Annotated in this window: 20 protein-coding genes and 2 tRNA genes; 12 read left to right on the top strand and 10 right to left on the bottom strand. The window is 62.1% G+C overall.

What is annotated here, in order from left to right; genetic code table 11:
* Positions 1–14 precede the first annotated feature (14 nt).
* From V5B59_RS18790 to V5B59_RS18775, 4 genes are all read right to left on the bottom strand, one after another.
* Positions 15–1,325, bottom strand: a complete 1,311-nt coding sequence (locus tag V5B59_RS18790; protein WP_248594730.1) for an HD-GYP domain-containing protein — start codon at positions 1,323–1,325, stop codon at positions 15–17.
* Positions 1,326–1,473: 148 nt separating this feature from the next.
* Positions 1,474–2,676 (bottom strand): lytic murein transglycosylase, encoded by a 1,203-nt coding sequence (locus V5B59_RS18785; protein ID WP_169069736.1) that lies wholly within the window; start codon positions 2,674–2,676, stop codon positions 1,474–1,476.
* A gap of 22 nt (positions 2,677–2,698) precedes the next feature.
* Positions 2,699–3,076, bottom strand: a complete 378-nt coding sequence (locus V5B59_RS18780; protein WP_169069737.1) for a hypothetical protein — start codon at positions 3,074–3,076, stop codon at positions 2,699–2,701.
* 374 nt (positions 3,077–3,450) lie between these two features.
* A complete protein-coding gene (locus V5B59_RS18775; protein ID WP_034911501.1) occupies positions 3,451–4,179 on the bottom strand; it encodes an FFLEELY motif protein in 729 nt (242 codons plus the stop codon).
* Between the two features lie 111 nt (positions 4,180–4,290).
* Between V5B59_RS18775 and V5B59_RS18770 the strand changes: the two genes are divergently transcribed.
* From V5B59_RS18770 to V5B59_RS18750, 5 genes are all read left to right on the top strand, one after another.
* Positions 4,291–5,706 carry a coniferyl aldehyde dehydrogenase gene (locus tag V5B59_RS18770; protein ID WP_169069416.1) on the top strand — a complete coding sequence of 472 codons (1,416 nt, stop codon included), beginning with the start codon at positions 4,291–4,293 and terminating at the stop codon, positions 5,704–5,706.
* On the top strand, positions 5,703–6,206 hold the full coding sequence (locus V5B59_RS18765; protein WP_034913359.1) for a hypothetical protein: 504 nt from the start codon (positions 5,703–5,705) through the stop codon (positions 6,204–6,206). Before V5B59_RS18770 ends, V5B59_RS18765 begins: the two co-directional genes overlap by 4 nt.
* On the top strand, positions 6,206–7,813 hold the full coding sequence (locus V5B59_RS18760) for a GMC family oxidoreductase (protein ID WP_169069415.1): 1,608 nt from the start codon (positions 6,206–6,208) through the stop codon (positions 7,811–7,813). Before V5B59_RS18765 ends, V5B59_RS18760 begins: the two co-directional genes overlap by 1 nt.
* A gap of 296 nt (positions 7,814–8,109) precedes the next feature.
* Positions 8,110–8,730, top strand: coding sequence for an esterase/lipase family protein (locus V5B59_RS18755; protein WP_332352225.1), 621 nt, complete (start codon positions 8,110–8,112; stop codon positions 8,728–8,730).
* Entirely contained in the window at positions 8,723–9,433 is a 711-nt protein-coding gene (locus V5B59_RS18750) for a hypothetical protein (RefSeq protein ID WP_034913364.1), read from the top strand. The genes V5B59_RS18755 and V5B59_RS18750 overlap by 8 nt, the downstream gene beginning before the upstream one ends.
* A gap of 92 nt (positions 9,434–9,525) precedes the next feature.
* On the opposite strand, the gene V5B59_RS18745 is transcribed toward V5B59_RS18750, so the two are convergent.
* Both V5B59_RS18745 and V5B59_RS18740 read right to left on the bottom strand, forming a co-directional pair.
* A complete protein-coding gene (locus V5B59_RS18745; RefSeq protein WP_169069414.1) occupies positions 9,526–10,476 on the bottom strand; it encodes an adenylate/guanylate cyclase domain-containing protein in 951 nt (316 codons plus the stop codon).
* 291 nt (positions 10,477–10,767) lie between these two features.
* Positions 10,768–11,757 (bottom strand): tetratricopeptide repeat protein, encoded by a 990-nt coding sequence (locus V5B59_RS18740; protein WP_169069413.1) that lies wholly within the window; start codon positions 11,755–11,757, stop codon positions 10,768–10,770.
* A gap of 367 nt (positions 11,758–12,124) precedes the next feature.
* Here V5B59_RS18740 and V5B59_RS18735 point away from each other — a divergent pair, with 367 nt between their 5' ends.
* Positions 12,125–12,649 (top strand): lysophospholipid acyltransferase family protein, encoded by a 525-nt coding sequence (locus tag V5B59_RS18735; RefSeq protein ID WP_308240054.1) that lies wholly within the window; start codon positions 12,125–12,127, stop codon positions 12,647–12,649.
* A 39-nt stretch (positions 12,650–12,688) separates the two neighbouring features.
* Positions 12,689–13,414 (top strand): FkbM family methyltransferase, encoded by a 726-nt coding sequence (locus V5B59_RS18730; protein WP_169069411.1) that lies wholly within the window; start codon positions 12,689–12,691, stop codon positions 13,412–13,414.
* Positions 13,415–13,507: 93 nt separating this feature from the next.
* On the opposite strand, the gene V5B59_RS18725 is transcribed toward V5B59_RS18730, so the two are convergent.
* Positions 13,508–14,809: a patatin-like phospholipase family protein gene (locus V5B59_RS18725; protein WP_169069410.1), complete on the bottom strand. Its 1,302-nt coding sequence runs from the start codon at positions 14,807–14,809 to the stop codon at positions 13,508–13,510.
* Positions 14,810–14,881: 72 nt separating this feature from the next.
* A complete protein-coding gene (locus V5B59_RS18720) occupies positions 14,882–16,012 on the bottom strand; it encodes an SMP-30/gluconolactonase/LRE family protein (RefSeq protein ID WP_288131982.1) in 1,131 nt (376 codons plus the stop codon).
* A gap of 196 nt (positions 16,013–16,208) precedes the next feature.
* On the opposite strand from V5B59_RS18720, the gene V5B59_RS18715 reads away from it, so the two are divergent.
* Both V5B59_RS18715 and V5B59_RS18710 read left to right on the top strand, forming a co-directional pair.
* A tRNA-Ala gene (locus V5B59_RS18715) sits at positions 16,209–16,284 on the top strand.
* A gap of 19 nt (positions 16,285–16,303) precedes the next feature.
* Positions 16,304–16,379 (top strand) — tRNA-Glu (locus V5B59_RS18710).
* A gap of 70 nt (positions 16,380–16,449) precedes the next feature.
* Here the strand turns inward: V5B59_RS18710 and dtd are convergent.
* Together dtd and V5B59_RS18700 are read right to left on the bottom strand one after the other, a co-directional pair.
* Complete coding sequence (gene dtd / locus V5B59_RS18705) at positions 16,450–16,890, bottom strand: D-aminoacyl-tRNA deacylase (RefSeq protein WP_332352224.1); 441 nt, start codon at positions 16,888–16,890, stop codon at positions 16,450–16,452.
* A complete protein-coding gene (locus tag V5B59_RS18700; protein ID WP_332352223.1) occupies positions 16,781–17,686 on the bottom strand; it encodes a cation diffusion facilitator family transporter in 906 nt (301 codons plus the stop codon). The genes dtd and V5B59_RS18700 overlap by 110 nt, the downstream gene beginning before the upstream one ends.
* Here V5B59_RS18700 and V5B59_RS26320 point away from each other — a divergent pair.
* The 3 genes from V5B59_RS26320 to V5B59_RS18685 all read left to right on the top strand — a co-directional run bounded on the left by V5B59_RS26320 (position 17,676) and on the right by V5B59_RS18685 (position 19,210).
* Complete coding sequence (locus V5B59_RS26320) at positions 17,676–17,993, top strand: hypothetical protein (RefSeq protein ID WP_408612955.1); 318 nt, start codon at positions 17,676–17,678, stop codon at positions 17,991–17,993. The genes V5B59_RS18700 and V5B59_RS26320 overlap by 11 nt on opposite strands.
* Positions 17,994–18,020: 27 nt before the next feature.
* The gene (locus V5B59_RS18690) at positions 18,021–18,437 is read left to right on the top strand and encodes a hypothetical protein (RefSeq protein ID WP_332352222.1); all 417 of its coding nucleotides are present in this window, start codon (positions 18,021–18,023) and stop codon (positions 18,435–18,437) included.
* 113 nt (positions 18,438–18,550) lie between these two features.
* A complete protein-coding gene (locus V5B59_RS18685) occupies positions 18,551–19,210 on the top strand; it encodes a sulfatase-like hydrolase/transferase (protein WP_332352221.1) in 660 nt (219 codons plus the stop codon).
* The last annotated feature ends 10 nt before the right edge of the window (positions 19,211–19,220 follow it).

Below are 19,220 nucleotides of genomic sequence, written 5' to 3'. Positions count from 1 at the left end.
CAGCGCCTATCGGATCACGGCCGTTGCGCCATGTAGGACCAGTTGATCTTGCGGCGCGGCAGCAGGTAATCGAGTTCCTCGGGCGGGCGCTCCTGCAGGCGCAAGGGGCGGTCGACCTTGAGTTCGTCGTCGCTCGCCAGATCGATGATGATTGACTGGCGACGCGGTACCTCGGGGGCGTAGATCATGACCTTCGGCGAGAGCGGCTTGCCGGCGGGCGCCGAGCCGACGATGGCGCCGATGCGGCCGTCGCTGAGCTGCACGATCGATCCCGGAGGATAGACACCCATCGCCCGCACGAAGAGTTGCAGCAAGGCCGCATCAAAGGCCTTCTGCTCGCGTGTCCACATCGTCGACAAGGCTTCGGAAGGGGACAGCGCCCGCCGCGGGTCGATCGGGCTGACGAGATTGTCGAAGCGGTTGGCAATCGCCACCAGCCGTGCTGACAGGGGAATTGCGTTGCCGTTCAGGCGATCCGGAAAGCCGCTACCGTCGTAACGCTCGTGATGGTGCAGGATGGCTTCGAGCAAGGGCGGCGTCAGGTTGCCGGCACGCATTGCCGCGTCGTAGCCGGCACGGCAATGCGACTGATAGATCTGTTCCTCGTGCCGGTTGCGCTCGTTGTTGCGCAGAATCGAGGCCTTGATCGCGAGCTTGCCGATGTCGTGCAGCAGGGCACCGATGCCGAGCGAGTGCAGGGCCTGTTCCGGGATTTTTGCCTGTTTGCCGAGCAGTAGCGCCAGGGTCATGACCGACAGCGAGTGTGCCGCATGACCGTCATCGTGCGCTTTTTCGGCAATCAGCACGATCGCGCTGTCGGGATCGGCGAGTAGCGCCGTGGTGGTGTCCTTGCTGACCCTGGCGACCCGTTCGACCGCCTCGCGGGGATGGAGCAGGAAGCCCTGGATGGCGCCACTGACTTCCCTGGCGGCGCCGAGGTAGTGTTGCTGTGCCTTGTCGAGGCGTTCCCTGAGTTCGCTCATGACTTGCGCACGCGCACGCTTCTCGGCCATGCGCCGCGCCGCCAGCGCCGCCAGACGGTCTTTCTCGGCGGCAGCCTCGGGATCGGCGCCCGGCTGCTGCTCCTGTCGCAGCAGCGGTGGCACCTTGCAACGCGTCGGGTCGCAGAACAGTTGCGGCAGCTTCATCGCCGCGATCAGCCGCGCCTGTTCTTCATCCGCAATGACAAAGGAGTTGAACATGAACTGGTGTTCGACCCAGGGCACCGGCAGACGGACGTGCACCCCCGGACGCAATTGCGAGGCATCGATGCAGATTTCCCCTTCATTCGGGGTGACGGCATCCGGTGCGGGCGCTTTCATCATCCGGGATGTCTCAAATCGCCATGACCGTTAATGTGAAAGTCGCGTATGCGACTCACGAATCTCCCCTCCCCCTCGCGGGGGAGGGTTCGGGGGAGAGGGAAACGGTCATGACTTTCATGATCGGGGGTGTCTCAAATCGCCATGACCGTTAGCGGCCTGCCGGCGCGGCCCGCAGGGTGGTCAACAGCTTCTGCCCGGGACGGCCGTCGACGGTCATGCCGAGGCGCTTCTGTTCGGCCTGGATCGCCTGCCTGGAATTGGCGCCAATCATGCCGTCGATTTCGCCGATCGGGTAACCACGGCCAGCGAGCAGCGTTTGCAGCTCACGGCGTTCGCTCCGCGACAGGCCGGGGTCATCGGTCGGCCAGGGGGTGGCGAAAGCCTTGCCACCCTTGATCCGGTCGGCGAGATGGGCAATCGCCAGAGCGTAGCTTTCGGCAGCATTGTAGCCGTAGATCGCGTCGAAGTTGCGGAACACCAGGAAAGCCGGTCCGCGCGGACCAGCCGGCAGGAGCAGTCCGGCAGCGGCGTCCGAGGTGGCGATCGGCTGCCCGTCGGCACGGCGGACACCGTGCCCGATCCAGAACGACAGCGGCCGCTTGTTGCTGCGTCCGGATACCCCGGTGTCGAAAGCGGCCGGCAACACGACCTCATAACCCCAGGGCTCGCCCTTGCGCCAGCCAGCCTTGTGCAGGAAGTTGGCGGTCGACGCGAGCGCATCGGGGACACTGTCCATGAGGTCTCGCTTGCCGTCTCCGTCGCCATCGACGGCCAGCCGCAGGAAGGTCGAGGGCATGAACTGGGTATGGCCAAAAGCTCCGGCCCAGGAGCCGACCAGGCGATCTTGCGCGATGTCGCCGCTGTCGAGAATTTTCAGCGTGCTGAGAAACTCGCCCCGAAAATAGGCCTGCCGGCGCCCGAAGCAGGCGAGTGTGCCGAGCGAGGTGAGCAGCGGGCGCTTGCCGAAGTTTCGCCCAAAGTTGCTTTCGACGCCCCAGACGGCGATCACCGTGTCCCCATCGACCTGGTAGCGTTCGGCCGCAGCAGCCAGCGTGCCGGCCCATTTCTCGCGCATTGCCAGTGCATCGGCAACCCGTTCATCGTCGACCAGAGCGGCCAGATAATCCCAGATCGGTGTCCGGAACTCGGGTTGGTATTCGAGAAATTCGAGCACACTCAGGTCCGGCGTCAGGCCGCTGGTCAAGCGATCGTAGGAGGCGATCGCGATGCCTTTCGCGGGGGACTCGGCACGCAGCGTCGCCAGGCACGCGCTGAAACGTTCGGCAGGCACCTGGGCAGCAGCAGCAGCGCTGAGCAGGGTCAGGAAAAGGGCGAAGTGGGTAGGTTTCATGGTGGGGATCAAGGGGCAAGGTTCAAGGTTCAACCCTTGGTCTGGAGCGGCGGTTGTCGGGCGCCCGAAGAACGCTTGTTGGCGAGTTGCCGGTTGATGTTCGCGCCTCATATTCGGCGTCTCCAATGATTTCGCCATCGATCACGCATCCGCTCGGTGCTGGCTGCGCCTGTTCGCGCGGTTGTTCGTCTAGATGCCTGCGCAGGTGGCGGGTTTTCCACTTCAGGTAGGCAAAGACCAGCAGTCCAGCGGTCAGCAATACGGTCAGCGCCAGCAGCGAGAACATCAAGGCGGCGACCAGCAAGAGCGTGCCAGCAGCGATCGTGATCAGTCTGCCGAAGAAGCCGGACGCGGGTGCCGTCAGGCGCAGACTGGAAAAGGGTTGAGGGTTGCTGCTCATCGAAGTCCTTGTGGTGATGTTCGGTAAGGAAATGCGTTGCCCCCATTGTACGGTGTGGGTGGCGCTTGGACCAGACTGCCGGCGGCGGCAAGTAATGCCGCGGCTGCCGTAGCGGACTCACCAATAGAAACGGCCCGCGCAGAGGGGGGCTGGGCGGGCCGGTGATGCTGTCGCCGCGACACTCCTGGGGGAGGGGGAGGGGGAGGGGGAGGGAGGGCCCCGGCGACAGATTCAATGCTATAGATAAAAATGCCGCGGATCTGTGTGGTATTTGTCGTTTTGTGTCACAAAGTGTACGAATCGACCATGACGAACCGGAGTGCGCAGGGTGGATCCTCGCGCGCGCCAGCGTCGGGGGAGCAGCTTGTCCTGGATCAGGAAAATGGACTGGCAACACCGGCAAAGAGCTTGCTCAGCAGTTTCTGCTCCTTGCATTCGATCGAGTCGAGAAACTCGGTGGCCGAACCCATGCTGCGAAAGGCATTGAAGCCGCGTTCGAGGAACTCGTGCAGGTCGCCGAGTCCGGCCAGGTACGAGGGGCCGCGCATCAGCTTGAGCATGCCGTGCAACAGCGGCTTCCTGGCCAGCCTGTCGAGCGCTTCACCGATCTCGCGAATCAGCTCGATCTGACGCTGGCGCTGCGGCTGGCAGGCAACCGCCCGGTAGGCAGCAGCATAGGCGTCTTCGTCGATGCAGTTGATCTGCCCGATCCGGCAAAGAATGGCGACCATCGCCGAATCAAGCTGTTCGGAGAGCGCGTCGAGTTCGACGGCCAGAGCGATGGTGCGCAGCGCCGAGCCCGGCAACATCTTGATCAATAGCGGCAAAATGCGCTCGACCTCTTCGTCGCGGCTGCTGAAGTCCTTTGGGCCGTAGAGATCGGAGAGAAAGAACTGCGCTGCCTGTCCGAAACGCGCGCTGGCCAGCAGGTCGGCATGCGTACGGGCCAGTCGCCCGGCCTGCCATTCGCGCAGGCGCAAACGATCCTGCGCTGCCGCAGACTCGCGGTTGGCTTGCTGGCGCAGGTGCTTCGCCGTTTGCAGATGTTGCCGTAGGGCCGCGGCGCTCTGCTGTTTTTCGATCGAGACGGTCGAATTGTCCATGGCCAAGGATTATGCATCGTCAGGCAGAATCTGTTTAGAGGGCTTCCCCTAACGGGTATCGCTTGCAGAGCTTAGACTGTGATCCGACAGAACCCTGGAAAGGAGCGGCAAATGCCTCATCCCGATACCCTGGCAAGGCGCTTTTCCCTTTTGCAGGCGGCGGCACGCAGCGATCCACATCCGGATCGGGCCTTGCGCGATCGCCGCCTGCTGGCACTCGATCGGCTGTTGCTCGACAACGAGCAGGCGATCGCCGACGCGATAGGCCGCGATTTTGGCCATCGTTCGGCTGCCGAAACACGCCTGCTCGAGCTTTTTCCGAGTCACGAAGCGATCCGCCATGCGCGCCGCAACCTGCGGCGCTGGATGCAGCCACAGGCGCGTTCGGTTTCGCTGTGGTTTCAGCCGGGCCGGGCGGAAGTGCGTCATCAGCCGCTTGGCGCCGTCGGCATCATGGTGCCCTGGAACTACCCGATTTTCCTCGCCGCGGCACCGCTCGCAGCAGCACTGGCCGCCGGCAATCGGGCGCTGGTCAAGATGTCGGAGATCACCCCGGCGACCGCGTCGCTGTTCGCCGAGCTGGTTGGCAGATACTTCGCTGAAGACGAGTTGTCGGTGGTCGAGGGCGACGTCAAGGTGGCCAGGGAATTTTCGCAGCTTCCCTTCGACCATCTGTTGTTCACTGGTTCGACTTCGGTCGGCCGCCAGGTGATGCGTGCCGCGGCAGAAAACCTGACACCGGTGACGCTCGAACTCGGCGGCAAGTCACCGGCGATCATCGGTCCCGCGCTGTCCCCAGCCCACTTCGCTCGTGCCGTCGAGCGCATCATCGTCGGCAAGTGCCTCAACGCCGGACAGACCTGCATCGCTCCCGACTACGTGCTGCTGCCGGCCGGACAGGAGCAGGCATTCATCGATCAGGCACGCAGCGTCGTCGCCGCCTGCTATCCCGACATCGAGAAAACCGCAGACTATTCGACGATCGTCGATCAGCGCCAGTATGCGCGCCTCTCGGCCTGCCTTGAAGAGGCCAGAATGGCCGGAGCGAAGATTGTCGACCTGGCAGCAGCTGCCGTTGCCGACCCACTCAGGCGGCGCCTGCCGCCGGTAGTGCTGCTTGACGCCGGTGACGAGTTGCGCGTGATGCAAGAGGAAATCTTCGGCCCGCTGCTGCCGCTGCGGCCGTACCGCGATCTCGACGAGGCAATAGCCTTCGTCAACGGCCGGCCGCGCCCGCTGGCGCTGTATTACTTCGACAACGATCGTGCCGCGATCGAGCGCATCCTCGATGAAACGGTTTGCGGCGGAGTGACGATCAACGACACCATTCTGCACATCGCACAGGACGACCTGCCCTTCGGTGGTGTGGGTCCGAGCGGCATGGGTTGCTATCACGGTTTCGCCGGTTTCGAGACCTTCTCGGTCAGGAAAGGGGTTTTTCGGCAGTCCCGGCTGTCCGGCATCGGCCTGTTCAAGCCGCCTTACCGGGGCCTGTTCGAGCGCTTGACGAGGATCCTTCTGCGATGATTCCGTCCCGTCGCCAATTCATCAAGACTGGTATTGCCGGAAGTCTCCTGCTCTCGTTCTGTGGCTGGCTCAATGCCGCCGGAGCACGCCGCCTGAGCAACAGCGAGCGCGAGATGCTCGGCGCGCTATGCAACGCGATGCTCGAAGGTGCGCTGCCAAGAGACCATGAGCAACGCCGCCAGCAGGTGGCCCTGACCGTCGATGGCATCGCCGTTGAGGTCGCCGGCCTGCCGCTGGCCGCCCAGAAGGAGATCGGCGAGTTGTTCGGCCTGCTGGTGCTGGCGCCGGCGCGCTTCATGCTTGCCGGTGTCGGCAAGCCATGGCGAGAAGCCAGCGTCGCCGAGGTTGGCGAATTCCTGCAATCCTGGCGAGCGAGCCGCCTCAACCTGCTGCAGACCGCCTATGGAGCGCTGCACGACCTGACTTTCGGAGCCTGGTACGCACGTCCCGAAACCTGGGATGCCATCGGCTATCCCGGTCCACCAAAAGGGTATTTCTGATGCTCGATCCGATCAAGACCGGTCTGGCTTCCGGCTGGAAGCACATTGACGCATCGACGCTCCCCAGGGGCCAGACGCACGAGTTCGATGTGGTCATCGTCGGTACCGGCGCCGGTGGCGGAGTGACTGCCGACATCCTCAGCGACGCCGGTCTGCGCGTCGTTCTCGTCGAGGAAGGGCCGCTACGCTCGTCGACCGACTTCAAGATGCGCGAAGCCGATGCCTATCCCGAGCTGTATCAGGAATCGGCTTCGCGCAAGACTGCCGACAAGGCGATCAACATTCTGCAGGGGCGCTGCGTCGGTGGTTCGACGACGGTAAACTGGACCAGCAGCTTCCGCACGCCGCCCGAGGTCTTCGACTTCTGGCAACGCCAGTTCGGCTTGCGGCAACTCAGCGCCCACTCGATGAGTTCCTGGTTCGCCGTGATGGAGCACAAGCTGTGGGTGCGCCCCTGGGATACGCCGCCGAACCCGAACAACCAGGTGCTGGTGGTCGGTGGCGAGAAGCTCGCCATCCCGGTCGGGGTCATCAAGCGCAACGTCAAGGGTTGCTGGAACCTCGGTTACTGCGGCATGGGCTGCCCGACCAACGCCAAGCAGTCGATGCTGCTGACCACCATCCCGGCAGCGCTCAACCGTGGTGCGACCTTGTACACCCGCCTGCGCGCCGAACGTCTACGTTTCAATGGCAGCCGGGTCAGCGCCCTCGACTGCATGGCGCTGCAGCCCGACGGCATTCATCCGTCCGGCAAGCGGGTGCAGTTGCGCGCCCGCCATTTCGTGATCGCCGGCGGCGCCATCGGCAGCCCGGCGCTGTTGCTGCGCAGCGGCGTTCCCGACCCCTTCCGCTTGCTGGGCAAGCGCACTTTCCTGCACCCGGTGGTGATTTCGTCGGCACTGATGCCAGAGCGCGTCGATGCTTACGCCGGCGCGCCGCAATCGATCTACTCCGATCATTTTCTGCACCAGGCGCCGATCGACGGTCCGCTCGGCTTCAAGATCGAGACGCCGCCCTTGCATCCGGTGCTCTTTTCGACCACCCTGCAGGGCTTTGGCGAGGCACACGCCAGACTGATGCGCGAGTTCACGCAGGTCAACGCGCTGCTGGCGCTGCTGCGCGATGGTTTTCATCCCGAAAGCCGCGGCGGCCAGGTTCGTCTCGGCAGTGACGGTCTGCCGGTGCTCGATTATCCGCTCGGCGACGTGATCTGGGAAGCCACGCGTCGCGCCCTGTTGGCAATGGCCGAAATCCAGTTTGCCGCCGGCGCGCGCTGGGTTTCGCCAGCGCACGAAACGGCTCCGGGCTATGCAAGCTGGGCCGAAGCCAGGAAAGGGATCAATGAACTGCCGCTCAAGCCATTCGTCTGCCGGGTCGTCAGCGCGCACGTGATGGGCGGTTGCGGGATGGCCGACGGGCCACAGCGTGGCGTCGTCGATCATCGCGGCCGGCACTTCTGGCTCGCCAATCTGTCGATACACGACGGATCGCTCTTTCCGACCAGCCTGGGGGTCAATCCGCAGCTCTCGATCTACGGACTGGTGGCACGCAACGCCAGCCTGCTGGCCGCCGAATTGTCCGGCAGGCCAAGTCCGCTCATCCCCTGACGGAGATTTACCGTCATGCTCGCACGTGCTCTTCGCCTTTCCCTGCTCCTCGAAGTGGCGCTCTACGTGGCGATTGCCAGGTACGGCTTCGATGCTTCGCCGTTTCAGGCGGCACTGCTGACACTAGCCGGCATTCTTTCGCTGCGCGCCGTGCTGACCCTCATCACCTACGCCTATGCCTGGGCCTGGCATTCACCGGCGCCGACCCTATCGCTGTGGCAGGCGCTGCGCATGGTTCTCGGCGAGTATGCAGCGCATCTGCTCTGCTTCGTGCTCCTCTTCCCTTTCGAACGCTGGTGGATGCGCGAGGATCCGACCTTCTGCCCGCAGGCAGCCGCCCGCCGGTGCTGCTGGTGCACGGCTACGGCTGCTCGCGCGCGGCCTGGTGGTGGCTGCGCCGTCGTTTGCAGGCAGCCGGCTGGACGGTGGCGACGATCAACCTCGAACCGGTCTTCGGCAGCATCGACGATTACGTCGATCCCCTGGAGCAACGAATCGCTGCGGTTCTCGCCGAGACCGGTGCCGAACATCTGTTGCTGGTCGGCCACAGCATGGGCGGGCTGGTCGCGCGCGCCTATCTGCAGCATTATGGCAAATCGCGAGTCGTCGGTCTGGTGACTCTCGGAACTCCGCATCAGGGCAGTCGGATCGCGCCGCTCGGTTTCGGCGCCAACGCGCGTCAGATGCGGATCGGTAGCGCCTGGCTGCAGGCGCTTGCCAGTCCGGCGCCGATGCTTGATACTCTGGTCATCTACAGTCCGCACGACAATTATGTGATGCCACAAAGCAACTTGCAATTGCCGGGTACCGCCAGCCACTCGATCGAAGGGCTCGGTCATCTGACGATGCTCTATTCGCCACGCGTAGCGCAGGTGTTGTTGGCCGCGCTTGACCAGACTTGCGCACGCAGTGCCTGAGCCGGCGATCCAGTTCCTCGTGCTGCTCTCACTGCTGCTGTCCGTTCAGGCAGCGGCGCAGGAGGTCTTTGTCACTCGCGGCGCTGGCAGCCCGATGTATTCCGACAAACCGCAAGCAGGTGCCCAGCCGGTAAGCCTGCCGGAACTCAATATCAGCAAACCGGTTCCGGTCGTCCCCAAAGCGCCTGTCCCGGCCACCCGCCGAACAGCGGAGGAAAGCGGCCCAGCCGCGGCGCCACCACCTGCCTACCGCAAATTCAGCATCGTCGTCCCCGCAAACGACGGCAGTGTCGCCGCCAACAGCGCATTGTTCGAGGTGCGGGTGGCGGTGGAACCGGCACTGCAACTTGGCGAAGGGCATGCCATCACCGTCAGCATCAACGGTCGCCCCGTCGGCCAGCGCTTCACCGCCCATGAATTCATGATTCCACCCGAGTTCTGGGGAGACACGCTGCCACCCGTAAACCAGCATTACCAGCTGGATGCCGCGATCGTCGATGGCAACGGCGGCTTGCTCAAGCTGGCGGAACCGGTGACCTTCTATCTGCGCCATGTCGCCGGCTGGCATCAGCGTCCGCACCAGCGGCCTTTGCTGCGACCATTGCCCGTTCAGAAGCCACCACCCGCACAGCCGAGCTGGAAGTTCGAGCAGCCGGGCAAGCCTTCTTCGAGCGTCAAGCCTCCCGTCCGGCCAGAGCCATAAGGTGGAAGCCACCAAGGGGCGTGCCGCCACACCCATCCACCCTTACGGCTTGTCAGCACCGAGTCCCAATGATCGCCAGGCCAGGCCGTGCATCATGGCTGTACGCACTCGTAGCGGATCAGATCAGGGTCATTTTCGGCGGCCACCTGTCCGAGGCAGATGATCCCCCGGTCGTGCAGGGTAAACTCCTCGCGCTGCACGAAGAAACGCGAGCCGTTCTCCAGCAATAGATGGGTACCGTTGGTACTGCCATCGACCAGGATGAATTTGCCCTGACGGAACTCGATATCGGCATGTGTGCGGGACACTCGATCCTGATCTACCACCAGATTGTTCCTGTCGCCGCGCCCGATGGTGAAAATATGGGAGTCGGGCATCACCTCGAAGGTTCTGTCACGATATTTGAGAATCAGGCGGGCGAACAGCAGGCTGCGTATTTCATCCTGTTGCTCGATGCTGACGAGTTGCGTCAGGCTGGATGACTCCTGCCAGATCACCTCGACGATTTCCATCTCCTCCTGCTTGCCCCGGACGCGCGACCAACCGAGACTGCGGGACATCAGTTCGAGATTGTCCGGCAACTGGCGAACCGTCTCGCGGGTGGTGATGATCTGGTCGGCCTTGGCCAGGGCGACCATGCGAGCAGCCACATTAACCGCGTCTCCGAACAGGTCGCTTTGCTCGACCAGAACGGGCCCGTGCTGCAGACCGATCCGGACGGCGATGTTGAATTCCAGCAAGGGTGGATCGTCCTTGATCACGGAGTGCATTTCACAGGCAGCCTGCAAGGCCCGTGCCGCGTCCGGAAAGCGGCTCATGATCTCATCGCCGATGGTTTTGACCACCGTACCGTCGAACTCTGCGGTTTTTGCCTGGAGCAACTCGAGAACCCGGCTCTCGATCTGTCGCGCCTGCCAATCACCATATTTTTCGAACAAGCGGGTACTGCCGCAGATATCGGCGAACAGCACGGTTGCCGATACCTGTTGGCGCACTGCCGTCCGGTGGCCGCCCGCTGCGGACATCTGCTTGGGCAATTTCATGTTGATCTTCCGAGTTCCCGTAGGCCAGAGCGTCAGGTACCCATCTCCCCGAGCTCGTGAATTTTCCATCAACCGCTGCGTCTTCGGGTACGCAGCAGCTTCGTATCCTTACTGAAGATCGTTCGTGCAAAACCTGCCGATTCTGCAAGAATCACAGAAACCGCAACCTGCCCGGATGATACTCCTCATCGGTCATCTCGGCCATTTCAGTGCCCATTGGCCCATTGGCAGCAGAACGGATCGGGACCGCTGTTGCAGACAGTCTCCGGCCAGTCCGTCGATCATCGCTGCTCAAGAGGGCTCGGTACTGCGCTTGTCATCGAGGGAAATCCCGCCTTTTGCCGACAGCCTGTTGGTGGATGACTCCTGGCGTTCAATGACATCTCTGTAATAGCTGATTTCTAGAAGTTCGGGGATGCGCAGCGCCTGACCATCAGGGATGCGCACAACGGCCTGTCGATTGATGATTGCAGGTTCATACTCCGGATCGAGTTCAATCGCCTTGTCCAGGCACTCCAGGGCTTTCTGCCTGTTGCCGAGGCTGGCATAGGCAAGACCCATGTTGCCGTACGATTGCACATGATTCTTGTCCACTTTCAGAACCTGCTCGAACAATTCGATGGACAATGGGTACTGGCCGTCGCGCAGGGCGGCAAACGCCTTGTCGAAGGTCCGTGAATTGTTGAGGTATTGCGCCAGGCTGATGCCAGAGTGGCTGCGCACCAGGACTTCCAGCTCGTCGAGATGCTTGCGGGCCAGTCTTCCCACCTCACCATCGCGGCGATCGACTGCGATGGCATTCTCGTAAGCACTGACGGCTTTCTGGAAATCGACCTTTTGCATATAGGCTGTGCCCAGATTGTAGTGCGCTTGCGCCAGCAGCGGGAAAATCTCTACTGCCCGCTCGAAGCAATGGATGGCCTCATCGAGGTCGCCACGCAGGGCATGGCAGGCGCCTATTCCATAGATCACCATATGATAATTCGGATGCTGCTGGCGGAGTTCTTCGAGAATGGCCATCGCTTGTGCAAGCTTGCCCTTCTCGGCCAGTTCCAGAGCGACGTCACAGCGTTCGTCGATCTCGGGCAGGATCTCGACGAGAAAGTCTTTCTTGTGGTTGAGCTGCTTTTCGCGCTGATAGGCAAGACACGGACCGTAATAGGAACAGCCCTCGCAGACCTCTGTCCGCAGGCTTGCACAGCAAGTCGGGCAGATCAACTGGGCCGCTTTGATCTTGCAGACCCGCTTGCCTTTTCTCTCCTGGCATAATGAGCATTTCATGGTTGGACTTTCCTGGCGCGAATGAAGACCAAATAGTCTAGGACAAGTCAGTTGCATTCGCCACCGTTTCGGTAATCGGCACGACAAAAGAACTGCACCCGACGCCATCCCGGCAATCCTATTGACCACTCAGAGTCCCTTGGCCGTCTCGGTGATTCGTGGCGTGCTCTTGGAATCCTTCATCGGATCCGGTGTTTCAGAAGAGAGTAGACTAGATGGTGGCTCGCTTGGCTCCGGCAGGATGGACTCGAGCGAAAAACTGCCCGGCTTGCGCCTGCACACCGCCCATCTCCACCAACCGCCTTGACTGGCAAAGATTTCATCCATGCAGCGTACGATTTTCGCTACCCCGCTGATCAATACCCTCATGCACTGGCTGTCCCGGCTGCTGTTGCACTTGCTGGGATGGCGAGTGAAAGGCGGCGCGCCGGATGCACCAAAATATGTGTTGATTGCCGCGCCGCACACCAGTAATTGGGACTTTCCCTTCACCCTGATGGTCTGTTTTGCCCTGCAGCTGCGGGTGTACTGGATGGGAAAATCGACGCTCTTTCCGCCCCTGATCGGTGGCGTGATGGGTTGGCTGGGCGGGATTCCGGTGAACCGCGAGCGCGTAGGAAATCTCGTACAAAGCACGGTCGATGCCTTTGACAACAATTCTGGAATGGTCATCATTGTTTCCCCGGAGGGGACTCGAAGCCGAGTGACTCGCTGGAAAACGGGTTTCTATTACATCGCCGCAGGTGCTGGTGTCCCGATCGCCCTGGGTTATCTGGATTTCAAGGAAAAAGTGGCTGGCGTGAGCCGCCTGTTTCAACCGACAGGCGACCTTTCAGCCGACATGCTGGAGATCCAGGCATTCTACGCAGGCATCACCGGCAAGAACCCTTAGCAGAGCCGACTCGCTGCCTGTTCCTCGGTAAGGATAGAGATGAAACTTGTTCCTGCGTTAGCCGGCTGGTTTGGCTACGATGCAATCTCCCGCCGCAAGAATCACCTGCAACTCGACAGGCATCTGTTGCAGATCCTCGACAAGCACGCGATTGATACGGTCATCGATGTGGGCGCCAATGCCGGGCAATTTTCATCGCGGTTGCGCGCTGCCGGATTTGCCGGGCGTATCGAGGCATTCGAGCCCATTCCGGCGATGGCCCGTGAGCTTGCCGAGCGATTCGCTGCAGATCGTTTGTTCACGACTCACCATTGCGGGCTGGCCGAACAGGATGGGGCGATGGAACTCAACGTCCTTGCCGGCAGCGATTTTTCATCCTTCCTGAAAACCAACGAGAATTCCGAGCAATATTTCCCTGAACGCACCGGTCTGAAAGAAATCATCAAGGTACCGGTGAAACGTCTCGATGGCATCGAGGGCATTGCCCAACAGGAGAGCCGCCTGCTTCTCAAACTCGACACCCAGGGATTCGATCTGCAGGTTTTCTCGGGGGCAACGGCCTTGCTGCCACGGATCAAGGCAGTTCTGATCGAGTGTTCGGTCATCCCGCTCTACCAAGGAACCCCCGGTTTCATTGAATCACTGACGGTTTTCCAGGCGGCCGGATTCCTGCCGTCCGGTTTTTTTCCGGTATCTCGCGACAAGACCACTCTGGCGATCATCGAGTTCGACTGCATGCTGGTTCGTGGACAAGCGGCTACGTAGCTCACCCGTGACCCGGGTCGCTTACCGTCCATCGGGATCTGCCGCCCGGATCCTCCTTGCCAGACACCGCGCCCTGTCGGGCGCGGCCTCGCTTCAATGGAGCGTAGTCAGAAACTGGAGAGTATTGGCACGTCCAAATTCCATCTTGTCGAGCAGAAAGCTCGGCGTGTTGACCAGGCGCGCGCCGGCAGTCAGGGACTGCATTTCCGGCGGCAGCTGGATGCAGCGCGTCTCGACGTATCGGTAGGGCTTGAGGATCGCATCGACGATTTTCTCGTCTTCGTTGATCTTGTCCTCCCAATCATCCTCGCTGTTCCTGAACGCCGCCAGCAAGCGCTGACATTCTGGGCTTGTCCGGTCCTTGAGTTTCGCCAGCAGACTGGTTTTCAGGCCCGCCAGCAAGGTTGCGTCGGATACCAGCCGGCCGCTCTCGATCCACAGGTTGACCTTGTTGATGAAGGTGCGCTGCTGCTCGACCACCGCGTTCTGCCACAGTTCCTCGCGCCGGTCCTCGCGCTCTGCAAAAGTATCGGGAATCTCGGCGCAGCGCCTGGGAAACACCTCGACCATCCAGATCTGGTCAAGCCTGGCACTGAGCAGCCCCTTCAGCGGCGGGTTCTCCGACCAGGCGCCGTCGAGGTAAGTCCCGGCGTGGCGACCCTCCTTGATGGTGGTCATGCCGTTGATAAAGTCGATCGAGCCGGATGCCATGATTCCGTGGCGCATGTAGTCGGCAGCGACGCGGATCGCTGTGGCGTGGTCGCCCGGGTGGCCTTTCAACGCCTTGACGAGTTCGGCGAAGAAGTCTTCGTCGGTAATGTTGACATCCTCGCTGTCCTTCACGCGCGTGGCGCCAACCAGCAAGCGTGGCCGCGTCCCGTCCTTCGTATCCCTGTCGAAAGCGAGTTGCGCCGCAGCCAGATCACCCGGCGGCTGCGTGGAAGCCACGTAACGCTGGTAGAGCAAGTCCATGCAGGTCTCCGGTTCGACATAGGCATTCAGCCAGTCCTGAAAACGACCGTGCAGCCATTCCACCGCGACCTTGTCCTTCCACCAGAAATAGGCCGGGTTGGTCGACGACCACAAATGATCGACCGCCTTCACCCCGTCGCCCACTGCCTGGTTGAAAATCATCCCGTTTGCATTGTGCAGCCACTGCTTGCGGAGCGCCTCGGGAGCGGTCGCCATGCGCTCCTGCATCGTCCCATGCGCATGCTGCAGCGCATGACGCCAGCACACCGCGGCAACCAGGGCGCCCGCAGAGGTGCCGGAATACGCGCTGATGTCGTATTTTTCGAAGGCGCGCGCCTCGACCAGGCCGCTGACGACGCCAGCGTCGATCGCTCCGGCGAGAAATGACCCTCCCTGAAACGCCAGTCCAATCCTTTGCAACATGGTTTTCTCCTTCAAGAGAGTGGTGACGCTGCCTGGCGGTGGCCCGACGGGCGGTACCGGCAGCAGAAAAGATTACCAATCGACGACCAGCAGCCGGTTCTGGAATGGTGCGCCGACGACCAGCTGCCGGCGACCGCCGGTCTCGTGATATGCCCCGACACTCGCTGCCGAAATCAGTTGCCCGTCGTCGGTGAAGACCGGCTCGACACGCGCGGCGCCACTCGGATCGACGATCCGGACCACCTCGGACGGGCAGTCTTCCCGTTGACCGACCGTATAGAACATCAGTGCAGCCAGATCAGGGCTGCCGGCGACCCAGAGGTTGCCGGCAGCGTCCCAGGTCAGATTGTCGGCAGCAACGGGTACTGCGATCTCAGCAAGCGGAACGAGTCTCGGCTTGCTCGCTGCGCCGACGACCCCATAGACCATGATTTTCTTCGCCATCGACGCAGCGACATACAGCCGCTTGGTGGCGGATTCGTAGGCAACACCGTTGGGAAAGTGCTTGAATGCATCGTCGACGTGAAACACCGGCCCATCAGTCATCAGTCGGCAGGAAACGATCGAACCGAAGCCGATCGGAACGACAGTCTCGATCAACTGCTGCCATTGAAAGCGACTTTCCTGAGTATTGGTGAAATAGAAGGCATCGGTACTGACCGCAGCGATCTCGTTCGGCGCGCGGATGAAAGACTCATTCTCGATGAACTGCGGCCTGGAAAGCGCTCCGCTCGCCCGCTCGACGTCGAAAATGACTACGCGGGCGCGCCCATCCGCCGGACGGTCGGTTACGAAAAGGCGTGCCTGCGCGCTGTCGATCGGCAAGAAGTCGATGCCGACCGGGCGAAAAGCGCCAAGTTCACTCAACTCGGCGGTCTGGTTGACCACCGGCGCATCGAGATTGCTGAGAGTCAGCGTCAGGATCGCGCCGTTGACCAGGCTGGCGCTTGCCGGTTTGAAGGGGTTGGGGAAATCCGGTAAGCCGGTTTGAAACCCGAAGGCGACCGTCGACGTCGGGCGGCGCAAACGCGGACGCGAACACGACGAGATGTAGACACGCTCATACTCATGATCAATCGTCACGTCCTCGGGGCATGGCATGACCAGGCTGCGGCAGCTTTTCTGCGCCAGCGAAAGCATGGCCTGGGCAGTTGCCGCGCCAGGCACCGACCCCACTACTGGTGAAACAGGACTTGCTAACATTGTGAATCTCCTTCATTCAGAACGTCGATACATCAAACGCTTGTCTTGGTGGCAAACGCTTGCGTAGCCGAACCAGGCCCGGTGGATTCAAGCACTTCCCGAAGTGCCAGGCGCCGTCCGGGGCGGCTCTACGCGCTTTACAGCGGCGAGTGCCCGTTTTACTCCCTATAATCCCGGAACTTCTTTCGCCTGCTGCGGGGGTATAGCTCAGCTGGGAGAGCGCTTGCATGGCATGCAAGAGGTCCGCGGTTCGATCCCGCGTACCTCCACCACAAGCCGAAAGAGTTCCGGGTCCCCATCGTCTAGAGGCCCAGGACACTACCCTTTCACGGTAGGTACCGGGGTTCGAATCCCCGTGGGGACGCCAGCGATGGCAGCAAGGGCACACCTGAAAAAAGTTGTGCCATTCGTGTTTTCAGCCGACGCGTTGTGCCGAGCTATTCTGGCTGACGCGAATCGATGCTGATTGTCACCGGCCCGTCGTTGATCAGGTGTACCCGCATGTCGGCACCGAAAACACCGGTTTGCACGCGACGCCCGCTGGCGCTTTCGAGCTGCTCGACAAAGCTTTGGAACAGCGCTTGCGCGAGTTCAGGACGAGCTGCACGACTCCACGATGGACGATTGCCTTTCCGGGTCGACGCGAAGAGTGTGAACTGGCTGACTGCGAGAAGCTCACCCTTGGCGTCGATGACGCTGCGGTTCATTATCCCGGCCGCATCGGGGAAGATGCGCAGTCGGGCCAGCTTGGCGGACATCCAGGCCAGATCAGAGCTGGCATCGATCTCCTCGAAAGCGGCCAGGATCAGCAGACCCGCTCCGATCGAGCCAGCGACTTCTCCTTCGACTTCGACCCGTGCCGCGGCGACGCGCTGCACGAGCACCCTCATCGGGAGGCCCCGGCATTCTGCTGACGGAGTTTCTCGGGGATCGGCAGCCAGCGCACCGGTATTGGTCAAGGGTTCCGGCTGCAGCGTCACGTGTGATGCCCTGCGCAGCGAGCGCATGCCGACTGGCGGCGAGGACTGTCGGCCATTGTTCTAGCGATTCGACGATGAGATGTGCCGAAAGGGCGACGCGCTTCGACGACAAGGTCCAGATATGCAGGTCGTGCACCGAGGCGACGCCCGCGATGCCAGCCAGCACGCGCCCGACCTGCTCGGTTGACAGGCTGGGCGGCACGCCTTCCATCAGCGCCTGCAGGACTTCGCGCAACAGACGCAGACTCGAAGCCAGCATCAGCGCGCAGATCAACATCGAGAGCAGGGGGTCGATGGTCATCCAGCCGGTCCACATCACCACCGCGCCGGAGACCAGCGCCGCCACCGAACCGAGCAGATCGCCGAGGACGTGCAGCAGGGCGCCGCGCGTATTCATCGTCTGCTCGCCGTGCATCAGCAGCCAGGCGACAGCGATGTTGAGGACCAGGCCGAGCGCCGCAACCAGGGTGACCGCTGCGCCATTGACCGCCGCAGGATCGAGAATGCGACCGACTGCGGCGACCGAGATGCCGACCACCACCAGTACCATGAAAACGACATTGAGCAGCGCCGCCAGCGTCTCGACCCGGCCATATCCGTAGGTGTGTCGTTGCGTCGGCGGGCGTTGCGCGAGCCAGGCGGCAAAGGCCGCGAGGGCCGAGCGAGGCGCTGTCGGTGACCATATGCCCGGCATCACCGAGCAGTGCCAGCGATCCCGACCAGAAGCCGGTCACTGCCTCGACCCCGGCAAAGCCGAGCGTCAGCAGCAAGGCCCAGAGCAGGCGTGGACCGGTGTCCACATGATGATGCGCATGCTCGCCATGCTCGTGGTGATCGTGCTGATGGTGCTGGTGCGCGTGCTGGAGGTGTGGATCGCTCATGATCCGGGCATTGTACCCGAGATCGCTGTTCCATCAGAGATGACTCCAGGCCACGCCTCCTGCAGCGCCGGTCGACTGGGCGTGCATCGCTTAAGCCCAGGCTTAATGTTTATCCGCTAAAATATCCTCTTACGCCCAAGGATGCCGATGACCCCATTGCCCCAATTGCCCACTCGCGACAGCATCAACCGCTTTTTTCTCCTGACCGGACTGTGGGTGCTGCTGCACGTCAGCGCCTTCACCACCGACCAGGCCTACAGCACGCTTGCGGTGGCACTGTGGACGCTGGCAACCACGGTCAGTTACACCTTCCTCTACCTGCTGCCGGCACTGATTCCGGGCTATCTGCTGCACGGCTGCTGCTGCGGCGCCCGCGACGCGCGCCGGGGTGGCCGCGTCTGGCGCTGCTTGCTGATCGGCCTGACCGGGATGATTCAGGTGCTCCTGTTCGCCGACCGGGTGATCTATGGCATGTACGGATTTCACATCAACGGCTTTGTCCTCGATCTGGTGTTCACCCCGGCGGGATCGCCTCGCTCGGGGCCAGTCGCAGCACCGAACTGACCGCCAGCCTGGTGGTCATCGCCCTGCTGGCGTGCAGGCGGCCACCTACTACTGGGTGACGCGTCGCGCAGCCGCGTCGCGTCCGTCTCGCTGGACTGCCGCGTGCGCGCTGGGTGCTGCTGGCCATCCTGAGCTTCGCGGTCGGCGAGCGTGTCGCCTATGGTTTCAGCGCTGCCGCCAACTACCAGCCGATTCTTTTTGCCAGCGAGCGCTACCCGCTGTACCTGCCGACCACCTTCCGCAAGCTGGCATCGCGGTTGGGCGTCAGCGGCGCTCCGAGGGGGACCGGCGGGGTGCATATCAAGCACAGCGTCCTGAGTTATCCGCTGCTGCCGCTACGCGTCGAGCCGCCTGCGCGCCCGCTCAACATCGTCTGGCTGGCCGTCGAATCGCTGCGCTACGACATGCTGGACCGCACGATCATGCCGCAGCTCTGGGATTTTTCCGAACATTCGCTGCGCCTCGAGCAGCACTACAGCGGCGGCAATACCACCCAGATGGGCATCTTCTCGATGTTCTACGGATTGTACGGCAACTACTGGTTTCCGATGCAGGCGGCGCGCCGGTCGCCTCTGCTGATGGATGTGCTGCAGCAACAGAACTACCAGTTCAGTCTGCATACCAGCCAGAGTTTTACCTATCCGCCGTTCGACAGGAGACGGTTTTTCGAAAATGAACCCGGCCGACATGCATGCGCTGTCCGATGGTCCACCGCCGTGGCAGCGCGACCGGCAGAACATCGACGACATCCTCCGGTTCATCGACAGTCGTGACAAGGCGCGG

The sequence above is a fragment of the Candidatus Accumulibacter contiguus genome (genome assembly GCF_036625285.1).
Classification (GTDB): Bacteria; Pseudomonadota; Gammaproteobacteria; order Burkholderiales; family Rhodocyclaceae; genus Accumulibacter; species Accumulibacter contiguus.
This window is presented reverse-complemented; position numbering and strand designations above follow the sequence as displayed.